This window comes from Isoalcanivorax pacificus W11-5 (assembly GCF_000299335.2).
GTDB classification, from domain to species: Bacteria; Pseudomonadota; Gammaproteobacteria; order Pseudomonadales; family Alcanivoracaceae; genus Isoalcanivorax; species Isoalcanivorax pacificus.
In genome coordinates, this window is record NZ_CP004387.1 from 289,954 (window position 1) to 305,497 (window position 15,544).

The window sequence follows — 15,544 nt, forward strand, 5'->3', positions numbered from 1 at the left end:
TCGTATACTGCATACCATCGTTTGTCCCGCGCACGTCTGGCCCATCGCCGGGCCGGCCGTTCCGGTCGCCTGGAGTCTCCGTGTCCGACACCCACCTGGAACAGCTCAAGGACCGCTATGGAGAGCGGTACAAGTGGTACGCCACGTTCACTGCCATGGTCGGCACCATGGCGATGTCGCTTTCCTCCACCATCATTAACGTTGCCCTGCCGGGCATCATGGAAGAATTCCAGGTCAGCCATACCGATGTGCAGTGGCTGGCCACCGCGTTCCTGGCCGCGATGACGGTGGGCATGCTGGTCAACGCCTGGTGCGTGAACACCTTCGGCCTGCGCAAGACCTACCTCGGCGCCATGGTGATCTTCCTGGTTGCCTGTGCCCTGGGCGGCGTGGCACCAGGCTTCGGCCTGCTGATTGCCGCGCGCGTGGCGATGGGGCTCATGGCCGGGCTGGTGCAGCCGCTGGCGCTGCTGATCATCTATCAGGTGTTCCCCATGAACGAGCGCGGCAAGGCGATGGGGATCTACGGCATGGGCGTGATCCTCGGCCCGACCTTCGGCCCGGTCCTCGGTGGCGTGATGGTGGATCTGGTGAGCTGGCGCGCCGTGTTCCTGGTGGTGGTGCCGGTGGTGTTCGGCGGGCTGTACATGGCCCTTACCTTCCTGGCGCGGCCCGGCATCGCACTGACCCGCAAGCGCCTGGATGTGGTGGGCCTGCTGCTGCTGACCACCTGGCTCACGTCACTGCTCTGGGCGCTGGCCAACGGCACGCTGCGTGGCTGGACCGATCCGCTGCTGTTGTCGGTAGCGGGGCTGTGCCTGGTCACCCTGGTGCTGTTCGTCTGGCTGGAAGTGCGCCGCAAGGACCCGCTGATGGCGATGGCCGTGTTCCGCGAGCCGGGCTTCACCGGCGCGTTTCTGCTGGCTATGCTGACCGGCGCCGGCCTGTTCGGCTCGGTGTACCTGCTGCCGCTGCTGGTGCAGACCGTGCTCGGCTTCTCGCCCACGGAAGCCGGCCTGCTGCTGATCCCGGCCGGCCTGATCATGGCCATGGTCTTCCCCGTTATCGGCCGGCTGGCGGACATTTATGACTCCGTGTGGCTGGTCAGCGTCGGGCTGCTGATGTTTGCGCTCTCCTGTCTGCTGCTCGGCCTCTCCACCGAAAACGGCACCTTCCTGTCGCTCGCGCTGTGGGCCGTGCTGGGTCGCATCGGCGTCGCCTTCATGATGCCGCCTGTGGTGGTGGGTTCCCTGCGCCTGCTGCCGGAGCAACTGGTCAATCAGGGCGCCGGCGTGGTCAGCTTCGCCCGCCAGTTCGGTGGCGCCGTGGGCGTGAGCCTGACAGCGGTGGTGCTGCAGGAGCGCACGGCGATTTTTTCCACCGGGCTGGTGCAGCAGCACCTGGCGCTGGGATACCGCGATGCGTTCTTCCTGCTGGGGATCGTGTTTGCGCTGGGGGCGGTGCCGTTGTGGGATATGGTGCGGGGGGAGCGGTTGAGGCATTAGGTCTCGGGGTTGACCTGGTGTGTAGCTTGTAGGCTACAATCTCCGCACTATGGAACTATGTCATTACCTGACCAGTGACGGTCATGATCCTTTCCAGAGTTGGCTGGATGCCCTCAAGCGGAAAGATCGACAAGCTGCCATGCGTGTGCTGACGCGTTTGAACCGCCTGGCATCCGGCAATCCCGGCGACAGCAAATCTGTCGGTGCCGGAGTCATGGAACTCCGTATCGACTATGGGCCGGGATATCGGGTTTATTACGCCCGGGCAGGTAACCAGCTTGTTCTTTTATTATCGGGCGGTAGCAAGAAACGTCAGCAGGCTGACATTGAGCAGGCAAAAGAATGGCTGTCTGACTTCCAGGAGAGAAACCAATGAAACGTCATGACGATGCCGTGGTGGAAATGCTTCGCCAGGATCCGGGGATGGCGCTGGATTATCTGCGAGCGGCCTTTGATGAGCTGGATGAACAGGGCGGCGAAGCCGCCTTCCTGATGGCGCTGCGTCATGTCGTTGAAGCACAGGGCGGCATGGCTGTGGTGGCTGAGCGCGCCAAGGTGTCCCGTGAAAGCCTGTATCGGGCTTTGTCACCGAAGGGCAATCCTACATTGAGAACCATGACGGCGGTGATCAAGGCCACGGGCATACAGTTTCATGACCTGATGCATGTGCATTGAGGTGTGCGTTGCTGATCGGGAGTGTATCTCTCAATTTTTCTGAAAATTGAGACAAGAGGCGTCAAGCGGGATGTTTCATCTCAAAATAAAGCAATGTTGAGATAGGCGTGCCGTGCAGCAATGTGCTCGTTTCGGGCAGCTGCGTACGTTGAGATCATTTCGGACTGGCGTGACGCCTGAACAAAAAAGCCCCACTTTCGCGAGGCTTTCATGTACGTCAATAAGCTGGTGCCCGGAGGCGGAATCGAACCACCGACACGGGGATTTTCAATCCCCTGCTCTACCAACTGAGCTATCCGGGCAAAAGAGGGCGCTATTAAAGCGATTCGGCCGGTTGCCGTCAAGGCAGACCGTGCCGGTTGATCAACCTTTGTCCGGGGGCGTGTAGCCCTCGGCCTTGTCGAAGGGCTCGTTGTCCAGAAAGTGCTCGCGCTGGGCGTCCAGGTAGGGGCGGGTGGCCGGGTCCATCACGTTCAGGTGCTTCTCGTTGATCAGCATGGTCTGCTGGGCCAGCCACTCCTGCCAGGCCTTTTTCGACACGGTCCGGAACAGTTCTTCGCCCTTGGGGCCGGGGAAGGGCGGGCGCTCCAGGCCCTCGAGGTCTTGCTGGTATTTGCGGCAGAACACGGTGCGGCTCATTGATCCTTCCTGACATTAACCACTGCGGGCGGACTATAGCACGGACAACTGGCGTGGCTCGCCGAGGCTTTCCAGCAGGCGTTTGACGGGCGCGGCCAGCCCCAGGTTACCGGGGGCGTCGGGGTCGACCCAGGCCAGAGGCTGTTCGGCCACCATACAGGCTGTGCCACGGGTATCGACCAGCAGGGGCGTCACATCCAGATGAAAGTGGCTGAAGGTATGGCGAAAGCCCGGCAGGGCTTCGGTGTGGTGGGCCTGCAAGCCGAGCTGGCCGAGCAGCAGGGTGGCGCTGTCTTCGCTCTCGGCTTCCGGAAAGCACCACAGGCCGCCCCAGATACCGCTCGGTGGGCGCTGGACCAACAGTACGCGGCCGTCCGGGTCGCGGGCCAGCAGCATGGTGGTGCGGCGTACCGGGGTGGTCTTTTTCGGTTTTGAGGTCGGGTAGTCGTGCGGGTTGCCCTGGGCGTGCGCGAGGCAGTGCCGGTGCAACGGGCAGGCCAGGCAGTCCGGGTTGCGGCGGGTACACAGGGTAGCGCCGAGATCCATCATCACCTGGGTGTAGTCGCGCAGGCGTTGCGACGGGGTCAGAGCTTCGGCGATGTCCCACAGGCGCTGTTCCACAGCGCGTTCGCCGGGCCAGCCGGAGACGGCGGCGAAGCGGGTCAGGACGCGTTTCACGTTGCCGTCGAGAATCGGTGCGCGCAGGTCCATGCTGATGCTGGCAATGGCACCGGCGGTGGAGCGGCCGATGCCGGGCAGGGTGGTGAGTGCCTCGATATCGCGCGGGAATTCGCCGCCGTGCTCGCTGACCACGGCCCTGGCAGCCTTGTGCAGGTTGCGGGCACGGGCGTAGTAGCCCAGGCCGGTCCACAGGTGCAGCACGTCATCGGTCGGGGCGCTGGCCAGCGCCTGCACGTCCGGGAAGCGTGCCATGAAACGCTCGAAGTAGGGGATGACGGTGCTGACCTGGGTCTGTTGCAGCATGATTTCCGACACCCACACCCGGTAGGGCGTGATGTGCTGCTGCCAGGGCAGGTCCTTGCGGCCGTGCCGGTCGTACCAGGCCAGCACGGCCTTGCGGAATGCCGCCGGGGGCAGCGGCAGGGTGTCGGGGGTCGAGGTCATCAGCGGAACAGTTTCTGCAGCTCTTCGCGGGCGCGGTCGCGCACTTTTTCCTCGGCCTTTTCACGTTCTTCCTGAACGCGGTCCTGTACTTCCTGTTCCAGTTGCTCGCGATTTTGCGGCAGGTCTACGCCGAGTTTGTCGCTGGCCAGTTGGGTGACCAGATCACGGCCGGCGCTGCGGAAGGCGTCGCTGCTCGGCAGGCACCAGCGCGCAGGGCTGCCGTTCAGGTTGCCGGCGCAGCGCAGCGGCCACTCGCGTTCGCTCAGGCGCGGGTCGCTGCTGATGCTGGGGACTTTCATGCCCAGCTCGATATCGAAATCCTCGTTGAGAATGTTCAGCCAGCCTTTGCCGTTCAGCGTGGCGCCGCGGTCCAGGTTGGCGTTCAGGCTTTCCACGGTGGCGACCATGTTGTCGAGGCGGGCGATGCTCTTGAGGTCGACGATCTTGGTGTCCTCGCTCAGCTCGCGCGGCAGCTTGCCGCCTTCCAGGTTCGGGATGAAGGCGGTCAGTGCCTGGAAGTTGCCGAGCATGTCGTTCAGGCCGCCGATCACGGCGTCGTGCAGGTTGACGCCGCGCACGATGCCGTCGGCCAGGCCGAAGTCCACCTTGCCCTCGGCGTTTTCCATCAGCGCTTTTTCGCTGTTGCCGCGCGTGTTCATTTCGGTGTGGATGGTGGCGATGCCGGTAAACAGGTCGTCGGAGAGCGCCAGTTTCATCAGCGGTTGAATCTGCACGGTGTTGATGCGGCTGGTGAGGCTCATCGTGGGCGTATCACTGCGCGCGTCGAGCCGGGCGCTGGTGGTGAAGCTGCCATTGAGGGTCTTGCCGTTGGCCTCGGTCAGGCGCAGCAGGCCGTTGCGGGCATCCATGGCCACCTTGATATCGCTGGCGTCCAGGCCTTCCATCAGCACTTTGCCGATGGCGAGTTTGCCGTCGACATTCAGGCCGCGAAGCGTGTCCAGCGGCAGCAGCGGTTCCTCGGACAGGGCCGGCGGCGCGCTGCTCTCGCCCTGGGCGGTGGCCGGCGCTTCCTCGTCGCTCGCCGGTGGCAGGTAACCGTCCAGATTGATCTGGTCCATGGCCAGGTCGAACATCATCGCCATGCTGTCCATGTCGGTGATGCCGGCCTTGCCGGTGATGGTGCTGCTGTCGACGGTGATTTTCAGCGGGTCGAGCAGCAGGCTGTTGGCCGGGCCGCCGATGTCTGCGGCAAAGGCGATCTGCTTCAGGGCGTTGCTGTCGCTGGTTTCAATAGGGGCTTCGCCGATGGCGCGCAGCGCGGCGTTGGCATCGAACGGGTCGGTGGCCAGCTTGCCGCTGAACTGCATCTGTGACGACAAGCCGCTCACCTGCACGTTGCCGGTGGTGCGGGTGCCGGCTGCTTCCAGCACCAGGTCGGTGACTTTCACGACGTCGTCATCCAGTGCGGCGTCCACGTTCAGTTGCGCGCTGATATCCACCGGGGTGCTGGTCAGGCCGCCGATGGCGGTTTTCACGTTCAGTGGTGCCAGGGTGTAGTGGTTGGCATCCAGGTTCACGCCGACCATGGTATCCACCTCGACGTCGATGCGGATGTCGTCCTGGTCCTGATAGCGCAGCGAGGCCTGCACCGGGAACGGCTCTTCCAGCTGCACGTCGGAAGCGGCGACATTGATGTGCTCGATGATGATGTCGGTGCCATCCGTGGTGTTGCGGTAGCGCAGGCGGCTGTCGGCCACGGTCACTTCCGGAATGGTCAGCGGAATGTCCATGGCGGAGCTGTCACCCTGTTCCGCGTCGGCGGGCGTTTCTTCGGCCGGTGTGTCGGAAGCCGCGATGCGCTCCCAGTTGCCGCCCTGCTCGTTCTCGATCAGGTTCAGGTCCAGGCCGGACAGGCTGATGGCGTCCATCTCGACGTTGCCGAACAGCAGTGGCCACACGGCGACGCCGACGCGGGCGTCGCCGATGGCGGCGAACAGGTCTTCATCGTCGCCGATGCGGGCTTCGGTGCGGCCGATGGAGACGCCCAGCGAAGGCCAGAATGTCCAGGCAAGATCGCCCTGAATATCGAGATTCAGGTTGGCATGTTGTCGGGCGAGGTCGGAAATCTGCGGTTTGAAGTCATTCGGGTCGATGACGCGCGTGATCACGAACACGGCCACCCCGAGCAATACAATCAGGCCAATCAGGGTGTACAGGGCAATGCGGGCGGCGCGGGCCATGGGGCTCTCCTTGCACGAGAATGACAGGGGCTGGATTATAGCAGCCTTGAGGCAGGCTGTGCCGGGACCAAACCCCCTTGGTTTTGTGGGGAATTTGTCACACCGGAGTATGACGGATTAGGGGAAGCGGGTTTGCAAAAGTTCCTGCAATGGGTGCTGGTGTCGGGTGTGTGGCTGATGATGCTGGCCTCACCGGCGCTGGCCGGTGTGGTCACGCCGACGCCGGACGACCGGGAGATATCGCTCGCGCCGGCGCTGGAAGTGCTGGTGGACCCGGAAGGCAACTGGAGCATCGACCAGGTGAGCAGCACCTTCGCCGGGCGTTTTCTGCCGCACGCTGGCGGCAATCCCAGCTTTGGTTTTACCCGTTCGGTCATCTGGCTGCGCATGACACTGGATCTGGACCAGGTGCGTGATCATGACTGGTATCTGGTGCAGCGCCATCCCATTGTCGATCACCTGTATCTGTATGAACCGGATGGCGAGGGCGGTTTCCGCGTGCGTCATGTGGGTGATGTGCTCCCGTTCGGCGAGCGGGAACTGACGGTGCGCGAATTTGTGTTCCCCTTGCCGGACACGTTGCAGGGGCCGCAGACGTATTACATGAAAGTCCACGGTCTTGGCGCGTTGCACCTGGACCTGCGGCTGTCGTCCGCAGACGGGCTGGTGGAGCGCACTTATCGCGAGCAGATTGTGACCGGCCTGTTTTTCGGCGCCGTGCTGGCGATGCTGCTGTATAACATTTTGCTGTTTATTACGGTTCGCGACACCGCGTACCTCTATTACCTGGTGTTCATCACCTTCTTTACGCTCAGCTTTCTCAATATCAATGGCCTGGGGCTTCAGTACCTGTGGCCGGGCTGCCCGCGGCTGAACGAGTATTTCCCCTCGATCATCGGCCTGTCGATGGTCGGCGTGATCCAGTACACGCGTCAGTTTATCGGTCTGCGCGAACGCTCGCCGTCGGCCGACCGGGTGTTGCGCTATCTGCTGGGCGGGGCGGTGCTGCTGACGCTGCTGATGGTAGCGATTCCGCCGCCGCTGTCGTACCACATGATCGTGTTCATGGTGCTGGTGATCATCAGCACGCTGGGCGTGGTGAGCTGGCGCGCCTGGCGGGCCGGGTTCCGTGCGGCGCGGCTGTATGTGCTGGCCTGGTGTTTCTTCCTGGTGGGCTGCGGGGTGTTCGCGCTGCTGAACCTTGGCCTGCTGCCGCACAATGTATTCACAAATTACGCGCCGCATTTCGGCGGTATCTGGGCGATCCTGCTGCTGTCGCTGGCACTGGGCGACCGCATCAAGCTGTTGCAGTCCGAGCGCGATGCGATCACTGCCCAGGCGCGCACGGCGCTGGAAAAACATGTGCAGGATGTGGAGCAACTCGACCGCGACAAACTGCTGTTCCTGGAATATCTCAGCCATGAACTGAACACGCCGCTGAACTGGCTGGCGGGTGCCCGGCTGTTGCAGGCCGGGCAGCTGCCGCCGGAGCTGGCGGACGCGGTGACCATGGTGCAGAAGGGGCAGGACCGCCTCCAGCAACTGGTGTCGACGTCGTTGCGCTATTTCGACCTGGCCGGTCGTGAGCAGGCGCCGTCGCTGTCGTACTGCCAGCCGATGTGGCTGGTGGACCGGCTGTTGCGGCAGCGCGATGCGGTCATCCGGGCGCGTTCGCTGAAAGTGCGCAACAGCATTCCGGCCGATCTTCAGGTGGTGGCCTGCGAAGCGGAGCTGACCGAGGTGCTGGGCATGTTGCTGGATAACGCGATCCAGTTCAGCGAGGCGGGTGGCGATGTGCTGGTGGAGGCCGTCGTCAGCGGTCAGCAGGTGGTGCTCAAGGTGCGCGATGGCGGCCGTGGCATTGACCCGCAGGATCTGGAGCGCATCTTCCAGCCGTTCTTCATGATCGGCTCGGGCCACCACGCCGACGGCTTCGGACTCTCGCTGCCGATGGCGCGGGTGATGATCCGTCACATGGGCGGGCAGATGTGGGCGGAAAGCCCCGGTCGGGGTGCCGGCACTACCACCTGCGTGCAATTACCGCTGGCGGTGCTCTAGCAAGGAGTGTGTCAGCCGCCGGCCAGCCCGGCCTTCGTGGCCAGGTTGTCGAGGCTGGCCGGCCAGGACAGGCCGGGCAACTGCGACATCGCCAGTTTCAGCAATGTGCCGCCGACGCCGCGGCCACGGCTGGCCGGGTGCACGGCCAGCGCCAGCACTTCCCAGCCGTCCGCCTTCGGCACCGCCAGCAGCAGCGCCAGCGGGCTGCCGTTGAAATGCCCTTCGATCAGCCGGGCACCGGCAGGTGGTGCCGCCAGTTGTGCGGCGATCTCGGGCAGGTCACGCAGCACGCGGGCAAAGTGGTCTGCGCTGCGGTCGTTCAGGGCATGTTCTCTGGCTATGAGTGGCATCGTGGCACGTCGCTGGTTCGCATGACGGGGGGGCCGTATAATACCGGCCTGTTCTGTGGAGGTCATTCATGAAGCAACGCACCGCCAGCGTGACGCGTAACACGCTGGAAACCCGCATTCAGGTATCCCTGAATCTCGACGGCACCGGCCAGGGCGTGTTCGAGACCGGGCTGCCGTTCCTGGATCACATGCTCGATCAGGTGGCCCGTCATGGCCTGGTCGATCTGGAAGTACGCGCGGAGGGTGACCTGCATATTGATGCCCACCACACGGTGGAGGACATCGGCATCGCGCTGGGCCAGGCATTCGCCCGCGCCTGGGGCGACAAGAAAGGCGTGCGCCGTTACGGCCATGCCTACGTGCCGCTGGACGAGGCCCTGTCCCGCGTGGTGGTCGATCTCTCCGGCCGTCCCGGCCTGGAAATGAACGTGGATTTCTCCCGTGCCCGCATCGGCGAGTTCGATGTGGACCTGTTCTACGAGTTTTTCCAGGGGCTGGTGAACCACGGCATGATCACCCTGCATATCGACAACCTGCGTGGCCGCAACGCTCACCACCAGGCGGAAACCGTGTTCAAGGCCTTTGGCCGGGCACTGCGCATGGCGGTGGAATTCGATCCGCGCATGGCCGACATCACCCCTTCCACCAAGGGTACGCTGACCGAAAATACGGGCGCTGATCCCGTCAAAGGCTGATTCACCATGGCAGAGACTGTCGCCGTCGTTGACTACGGCATGGGTAATCTCCATTCCGCTGGCAAGGCGCTGGAAAAGGCCGCCAACGGCCAGAAGATCGTGATCAGCAGTGACCCGGCGGTGATTCGTGCCGCTGATCGCGTGGTCTTTCCCGGTGTTGGCGCCATTCGTGACTGTATCGCGGTGCTGAAAGAGCGTGAGCTGGACCAGGCGATCCTCAGCGTGGCCGCCGAGGGCCGGCCGCTGCTGGGCATCTGCGTTGGCATGCAGGCGCTGATGAGCCACAGCGAGGAAAACGACGGCGTTGACTGCCTGGGGCTGTTTCCCGGCGTGGTGCGCCGTTTCCCCGATCAGGTGGATGAGCTCGGCCAGCGCATGAAAGTGCCGCACATGGGCTGGAACCAGGTACGGCAGGCGCCGCATCCGCTCTGGGAGGGCATTCCCGACTTCAGTCGCTTCTATTTTGTGCACTCCTACCATGTGGTGGAGATGCCGGAGAATCAGGTGGCCGGCAGTTGCGATTATGGTGTGCGGTTTGCTGCGGCGGCCGCGCGCGGCAACATCTTCGCGGTGCAGTTCCACCCCGAGAAAAGCGCGCCCCACGGCCTGGTGCTGCTGGAAAATTTCCTGCGCTGGCAGCCGTAAGGCGCGCCTGTTCCTGATTCACACGTCAAGAGAATTGCTATGCAACTGATCCCCGCCATCGACCTGAAAGACGGCAAATGCGTGCGCCTGAAACAGGGTCGCATGGAAGACGACACCGTGTTCTCCGACGACCCGGTGGCGGTGGCCCGGCACTGGGTCGAGCGCGGCGCGCGGCGTCTGCATCTGGTGGACCTCAATGGCGCCTTCGCCGGCGAGCCGGTCAACGGCGAGATCGTCAAGGCGATTGCGAAGGCGCACCCGGACCTGCCGATCCAGATCGGCGGCGGCATCCGCAACCCGGAGATCATCCAGGCCTATCTGGATGCCGGCGTGCAGTGGGTCATCATCGGCACCAAGGCGGTGAAAGAGCCGGCTTTTGTGAAAGCCATGTGCGAGCAGTTTCCCGGTCACATCATCGTTGGCCTGGACGCGAAAGACGGCATGGTGGCCACCGATGGCTGGGCCAATGTCACCGATGTGGAAGTCGTATCGCTGGCGCGGCAGTTCGAAAACGACGGCGTGGCCGCCATCGTCTACACCGATATCAGCCGGGACGGCATGCTGCAGGGCGTGAACGTGGACGCCACCGTGCGGCTGGCGCAGGCCATTTCGATTCCGGTGATCGCCTCCGGCGGCATTACCAACCTGGATGACGTGCGCGGCCTGTGTGCCGTGGCGGACCAGGGGATCAGCGGCGCCATTACCGGCCGCGCCATCTATGAGGGCACCCTGGATTTCGCCGAAGGGCAGACGCTGGCGGATGCGCTGACCCGCGCCTGAATTCCGGTGTGGGGTAGGGTGGGTAGAGCCAAAGGCGAAACCCACCATGTCCATGTAGCGCACTGCTCGCACAAAACCAGCGAAACTACCCACCACCCAAGCCGGGTGATTTCGATGGTTTTGCGGGAGTGAATAACGGGCATGGACCCGGTGGGTTTCGCCTTTGGCTCTACCCACCCTACGCCCCCCCCCTCAATCACGGAAGCGGCTGCTTTCCACCGCCACTACCCGGCCATTCACCAGCATCACAAAGCGCATGAACTGCTGGCTGTTGAAGCGATACAGCCATTCTTCCGCCGGCACGCCCAGCGGATAGGGCGCGCCGGCTGCCAGCCGTGGCACGGGTGCCGATGTGATCAGGGTGTCCACACTGTCAGGCTCGCCACAGCGGGCCAGCAGTTCCAGTTGCGACATGCCGGTCCCCAGATCGTTGGGCGAGCAGCGTGGATTGGCGCGCCGGCTGAAGCCGCGCGGGCCGGTCACCACCTGCGACAGGCGTCCGTTCTGGAAGCGCAGGAAACGCATGAACTGCTGAGTGCCGAAGTTGTACTGCCATTCTTCCTCCACCGGCACGAAGCCCGCCTGTGCGGTGAGTACGGAATGCAGCACGACCTTCACGTCCGGCTCGCCGCAGGCCAGGCTGACCTCGGCCATCCGGTCGCCCTGGCGCACGATGCCCCTGTCACAGCGCAGGTCGGCCCGGGCCGGCAAGGCCAGTGCGCCGAGCAGGGTGCAGGTCAGCAGAAACAGTAACAGGCGCATGTATCGTTCCTCCCGAGGGTGGGACAGCGTGTCATCCAGAGTAGTTTCGGATTCGGCCCGATCACGTCAACGGGCCGGGTTCGCGCTCACGCGGTCTCTGGTAGAATCGGTGCCCTCGCTAACCGCAGTGGTGTTGTCATGGGTCTGGCCAAACGCATTATTCCCTGCCTGGACGTGGACCAGGGCCGCGTCGTCAAGGGCGTCAAGTTCGTCGAGATTCGCGACGCCGGCGATCCGGTGGAGGTCGCGCGCCGCTATAACGAGGCCGGCGCCGACGAGATTACCTTCCTGGATATTACCGCCAGCCATGAAGGCCGCGACACCATGCTGCATACGGTGGAGCGCATGGCCAGCCAGGTATTCATCCCGCTGACCGTTGGCGGCGGTGTGCGCACGATCGCCGACATCCGCAACCTGCTCAATGCCGGTGCGGACAAGGTAAGCATCAATTCTGCCGCCGTCAGCAATCCGGACTTCGTGCGCGAGGCGGCCGACCGCTTCGGCTCGCAGTGCATCGTGGTGGCCATCGACGCGAAGAAAGTCAGCGCCGAGAGTGAACCAAACCGCTGGGAAATCTTCACCCACGGCGGCCGCAAGCCGACCGGCATCAATGCGGTCGAGTGGGCCACCCGCATGACGGACAACGGCGCGGGTGAAATCCTGTTGACCAGCATGGACCGTGACGGCACCAAGAATGGTTTCGACATTGCGCTCACGCGGGCGGTCAGTGATGCGGTGCCGGTGCCGGTGATCGCCTCGGGTGGCGTCGGTAACCTCCAGCACCTGGTCGATGGCGTGCTGCAGGGCGGTGCCGACGCGGTGCTGGCGGCGAGTATTTTCCACTTTGGCGAATACACCATCCGCGAGGCGAAGGAATACCTGGCGGCGGCAGGTGTGGAAATGCGCCTCTGAAAGCCGCCTCGCCGGTCGGCAGGGCATGTCTGGAAAAGCCGCACCATGGTGCGGCTTTTTTCATGGCCCCTGATTTCGCTGTGCGGTACTCTCGGGTGCAATAAAAACAACTTCGGGAGTACGTCATGGAGCAAGGGCCGCTGATCGAGATCGGTCTGCCGATTGCATTGTTTTTGATCATGATCGGGATGGGGCTGACGCTCTCGGTGCGCGATTTCCGCGAATTGGTGGTTGCGCCAAAATCGGTGGTCTACGGCACCCTCGCGCAGATCCTGATCATGCCGCTGATTGCCTTTGGCCTGGCCGGTGTGCTGGGCCTGGCGCCTGCACTGGCCGTGGGCCTGGTACTGATTGCCGCCTGCCCGGGTGGCACCACTTCCAATCTGTTTACCTTCATCGGCCGCGGTGATGTGGCGCTCTCCATCATTCTCACGGTGCTGGCCAGCCTGATCACCATTGTCACGCTGCCGGTCTTCGTCAATATCGCGATGGAAAAGTACATGGATGCGTCCACCCGCGTGGTGCTGCCGGTGCTGCGCACTGTGGTCACACTGGTGGTGATCATTCTGGTGCCGGTGGCCATCGGCATGACGGTGCGGCGGTTTGCGCCGGCGGCCGCCGCGAAAGCGGAAAAGGCGGTGAGCCTGTTCGGGCTGCTGGTGCTGGTGGGCGTGATCGTGGCAGTGGTGATCAGTGTCGGGGACCAGATTGGTGGTCTATTGAAAGCGGCGGGCCCGGCGGCGGCACTGCTGAATGTGGCCGGCATCCTGATCGGGCTGGGCGGCGGCCGGCTGTTCGGCATGAGCCGGCCTTCGGCCTATACCGTGGCGGTCGAACTGGGCATCAAGAACGGCACGCTGGGGCTGATGATCGCGCTGACGCTGCTGAACTCGCCGGAAATTTCCATTCCCTCGGCGGTGTACGGTTTGATGATGTTTGCGTTTGGCTTCCTGATGCTGGGCTACAGCAGGCTGACGAAGATCGGTGTGGCAAAACCGGCGGCCTGAGCCCTGTCAGGAGCGCGCGTCGCCTGCCGCCACACCTTCCCCCACGGCGGGCTGTCGTTGACCGGCAGCCCGCAGTCCACCGTCTGGCAGCAATGTCGACACCGGCACCACCTCAATACCGGCCTCTTCCATCAACGGCAGTACCCGCTCCAGGTATTCCAGCGTTTCCGGATACGGGTGGCCAATGGCAATCGCCGTGCCGCGATGGCGGGCGATACGCAGTAGCTGGTTGAACTGGTCGTTGATCGCCATCAGGTCGCGTTCATTGTCGAGGAACACGTCACGGCCGAGGGCGGCCAGCCCGTGCGCGCGCGCCGTCGCTTCCGCCACGGATGCGGCAGAGGTACGGCTGTCGATGAAAAAGGCGCGGTGCCCGGCCAGAGCCGACATCACGCTGTCCATGGTGGTGGCGTTGCTGGTGGCCAGGCTGCCCATATGGTTGTTCATGCCGGCGGCCTGCGGCAGCAGTGCAAAGGCTTCTTCGATGCGCGCGCTGATCAGTTCCGGTGCCATCTCGGTATCGATGCCGCCGGCGTCCAGCGTGTGACCGTTACTGGCGGACATCGGCATATGGATGATGATTTCGCGGCCACGGCGTTTGGCTTCCCGGGCCAGGCGCGGACCGTGCGGTGAGCGCGGGATGACCGCGCAGGTGATCGCCGCCGGCAGGTTGATGGCGCGCAGGCCGCGTTCGCGATGATAGCCAATGTCGTCGATGATGATGGCAATGCGTGGCGTCGGCTGTGCCAGCGCAGGCAGGGGCAGGCACAGCAGGGCCAGCAAGGCCCAGCCGGAAATGCGGGCGGGCACGGTCTCAGTGCGCCCGCTGACGCGACAGGTGAATGCCCTTGAGAATCGACAGCGCCTGGTACAGGTCGTAGTCGCGGCTGGCCAGGTCATCCGGCGCGTTGCCTTCCTGTGGTGTGTCACCGCTGGCCAGATGATGCGGCAGGTCTGCTTCACGGATACCTTCGCGGGTTTCCATCAATTCGACACGGGCCACGTTCACGGTGATGTCCGGGTGGATGCCATCGGCCTGGATTGAGCGGCCATTCGGTGTGTAATAGCGCGCGGTGGTGAGCTTCAGTGCGCGATCCTCGTGCAGGGGCAGCACGGTCTGCACAGAGCCTTTACCAAATGTGCGGCGGCCGACGACGACGGCGCGGGTGTGATCCTGCAGCGCACCGGCGACGATTTCAGAGGCGGAGGCGGAGCCGCCGTTGACCAGCACCACCAATGGCAGGCCATCGATGACGTCGCCACGGCTGGCGCCATAGTTGATGCGGGACTCAGCATCGCGGCCCTGGGTATAGACGATCAGGCCGTCATCGAGGAACAGGTCGGCCACCTGCACGGCACCGCCGAGCACGCCGCCGGGGTTGTTGCGCAGGTCGAGGACCAGGCCCTTGAGCGCGGGCTGTTCCTGCCGGATGCGTTCGATGGCGCGCTGTACGTCGCGGCCGGTGTTGTTCTGGAACTGGGTCACGCGCACGTAGCCATAGCTGTCTTCCAGCCGCTCGCTGCGCACGCTCTGGATACGAATGCGGTCGCGGGTCAGGGTGACGGTGCGGGGTTTGTCCTCGCCGTCGCGCATCACCGACAGCTCCACGTCGGTGCCGATCTCGCCGCGCAGCAGTTCCACGGCTTCGTTGAGCGTCATGCCTTTTACGAAGGTGTCGTCGATTTTCAGGATGATGTCGCTGGCCTGGATGCCGGCGCGGCTGGCGGGTGTGTCGTCCAGTGGCGTGACCACCGTGACGAAACCGTCTTCCATCGTGACTTCCATGCCGACGCCGCCGAATTCGCCACTGGTGGAAACCTGCAGATCGTCGAATTCATTCGGGGTCAGGTAGGCGGAGTGCGGGTCCAGGTCCAGCAGCATGCCGCGAATGGCGGCTTCCAGCAGGGTGCGGTCGTCGATCTCCTCGACGTAGGCGCTGCGGATGCGCTCCATCACTTCGGCGAACACGCGCAGTTCGGTGACCGGAATATCCTGCTGCCGGGCCATGGCATCCAGACCGGGGTTGCTCGCGTGGACAGGCAGGGCCAGCGCCAGCGTGGCCAGGCAAAGGAAGCGTTTCATCCGCGTCGATCTCTCTCTGTCAGCGCCCTGTCAGGACGATTCGTGATCACACCGCCTGCTGTGGGCGGGTGCTTTGTTGATAGCGGCCGGCCGGCCAGGTTCCCCGC

Annotated in this window: 16 protein-coding genes and 1 tRNA gene; 9 read left to right on the plus strand and 8 right to left on the minus strand. The window is 63.9% G+C overall.

Going from position 1 to position 15,544, the window contains the following annotated elements; genetic code table 11:
• The first annotated feature begins 80 nt into the window (after positions 1-80).
• From S7S_RS01390 to S7S_RS01400, 3 genes are read left to right on the plus strand one after another with little or no spacing between them, the layout of a single operon-like run.
• On the plus strand, positions 81-1,505 hold the full coding sequence (locus S7S_RS01390) for a DHA2 family efflux MFS transporter permease subunit (RefSeq protein WP_008736258.1): 1,425 nt from the start codon (positions 81-83) through the stop codon (positions 1,503-1,505).
• A gap of 49 nt (positions 1,506-1,554) precedes the next feature.
• Positions 1,555-1,881, plus strand: a complete 327-nt coding sequence (locus S7S_RS01395; RefSeq protein WP_035204358.1) for a type II toxin-antitoxin system RelE/ParE family toxin — start codon at positions 1,555-1,557, stop codon at positions 1,879-1,881.
• Positions 1,878-2,180: an addiction module antidote protein gene (locus tag S7S_RS01400; protein ID WP_008736261.1), complete on the plus strand. Its 303-nt coding sequence runs from the start codon at positions 1,878-1,880 to the stop codon at positions 2,178-2,180. Before S7S_RS01395 ends, S7S_RS01400 begins: the two co-directional genes overlap by 4 nt.
• A 226-nt stretch (positions 2,181-2,406) precedes the next feature.
• On the opposite strand, the gene S7S_RS01405 is transcribed toward S7S_RS01400, so the two are convergent.
• From S7S_RS01405 to S7S_RS01420, 4 genes are all read right to left on the minus strand, one after another.
• Positions 2,407-2,482: transfer RNA gene (locus tag S7S_RS01405), tRNA-Phe, on the minus strand.
• Between the two features lie 61 nt (positions 2,483-2,543).
• Positions 2,544-2,819: an oxidative damage protection protein gene (locus S7S_RS01410; protein ID WP_008736262.1), complete on the minus strand. Its 276-nt coding sequence runs from the start codon at positions 2,817-2,819 to the stop codon at positions 2,544-2,546.
• Positions 2,820-2,852: 33 nt separating this feature from the next.
• Positions 2,853-3,944: an A/G-specific adenine glycosylase gene (mutY, locus tag S7S_RS01415; RefSeq protein WP_008736265.1), complete on the minus strand. Its 1,092-nt coding sequence runs from the start codon at positions 3,942-3,944 to the stop codon at positions 2,853-2,855.
• Positions 3,944-6,145, minus strand: a complete 2,202-nt coding sequence (locus S7S_RS01420) for an AsmA family protein (RefSeq protein WP_008736266.1) — start codon at positions 6,143-6,145, stop codon at positions 3,944-3,946. The genes mutY and S7S_RS01420 overlap by 1 nt, the downstream gene beginning before the upstream one ends.
• A 132-nt stretch (positions 6,146-6,277) precedes the next feature.
• Between S7S_RS01420 and S7S_RS01425 the strand changes: the two genes are divergently transcribed.
• Positions 6,278-8,203 carry a sensor histidine kinase gene (locus S7S_RS01425; protein ID WP_008736268.1) on the plus strand — a complete coding sequence of 642 codons (1,926 nt, stop codon included), beginning with the start codon at positions 6,278-6,280 and terminating at the stop codon, positions 8,201-8,203.
• Positions 8,204-8,214: 11 nt separating this feature from the next.
• Here the strand turns inward: S7S_RS01425 and S7S_RS01430 are convergent, their stop codons facing one another.
• Complete coding sequence (locus tag S7S_RS01430) at positions 8,215-8,553, minus strand: GNAT family N-acetyltransferase (protein ID WP_008736271.1); 339 nt, start codon at positions 8,551-8,553, stop codon at positions 8,215-8,217.
• A gap of 68 nt (positions 8,554-8,621) precedes the next feature.
• On the opposite strand from S7S_RS01430, the gene hisB reads away from it, so the two are divergent.
• The 3 genes from hisB to hisA are packed head-to-tail and all read left to right on the plus strand — an operon-like array spanning position 8,622 to position 10,673.
• The gene (hisB, locus tag S7S_RS01435) at positions 8,622-9,248 is read left to right on the plus strand and encodes an imidazoleglycerol-phosphate dehydratase HisB (RefSeq protein WP_008736273.1); all 627 of its coding nucleotides are present in this window, start codon (positions 8,622-8,624) and stop codon (positions 9,246-9,248) included.
• A 6-nt stretch (positions 9,249-9,254) separates the two neighbouring features.
• Positions 9,255-9,893 (plus strand): imidazole glycerol phosphate synthase subunit HisH, encoded by a 639-nt coding sequence (gene hisH, locus S7S_RS01440; protein ID WP_008736275.1) that lies wholly within the window; start codon positions 9,255-9,257, stop codon positions 9,891-9,893.
• Positions 9,894-9,932: 39 nt separating this feature from the next.
• Entirely contained in the window at positions 9,933-10,673 is a 741-nt protein-coding gene (hisA, locus tag S7S_RS01445; protein ID WP_008736277.1) for a 1-(5-phosphoribosyl)-5-[(5-phosphoribosylamino)methylideneamino]imidazole-4-carboxamide isomerase, read from the plus strand.
• Positions 10,674-10,865: 192 nt separating this feature from the next.
• Here hisA and S7S_RS18675 read toward each other — a convergent pair whose 3' ends face one another.
• A complete protein-coding gene (locus tag S7S_RS18675; RefSeq protein ID WP_008736279.1) occupies positions 10,866-11,435 on the minus strand; it encodes a DUF2845 domain-containing protein in 570 nt (189 codons plus the stop codon).
• A gap of 138 nt (positions 11,436-11,573) precedes the next feature.
• Between S7S_RS18675 and hisF the strand changes: the two genes are divergently transcribed.
• Positions 11,574-12,347 (plus strand): imidazole glycerol phosphate synthase subunit HisF, encoded by a 774-nt coding sequence (gene hisF / locus S7S_RS01460; RefSeq protein ID WP_008736281.1) that lies wholly within the window; start codon positions 11,574-11,576, stop codon positions 12,345-12,347.
• Between the two features lie 125 nt (positions 12,348-12,472).
• Positions 12,473-13,354: a bile acid:sodium symporter family protein gene (locus S7S_RS01465; RefSeq protein WP_008736283.1), complete on the plus strand. Its 882-nt coding sequence runs from the start codon at positions 12,473-12,475 to the stop codon at positions 13,352-13,354.
• 6 nt (positions 13,355-13,360) lie between these two features.
• Here the strand turns inward: S7S_RS01465 and S7S_RS01470 are convergent, their stop codons facing one another.
• Positions 13,361-14,164: a divergent polysaccharide deacetylase family protein gene (locus S7S_RS01470; RefSeq protein WP_008736285.1), complete on the minus strand. Its 804-nt coding sequence runs from the start codon at positions 14,162-14,164 to the stop codon at positions 13,361-13,363.
• 4 nt (positions 14,165-14,168) lie between these two features.
• Positions 14,169-15,437: a S41 family peptidase gene (locus S7S_RS01475; RefSeq protein ID WP_008736286.1), complete on the minus strand. Its 1,269-nt coding sequence runs from the start codon at positions 15,435-15,437 to the stop codon at positions 14,169-14,171.
• Between the last annotated feature and the right edge of the window lie 107 nt (positions 15,438-15,544).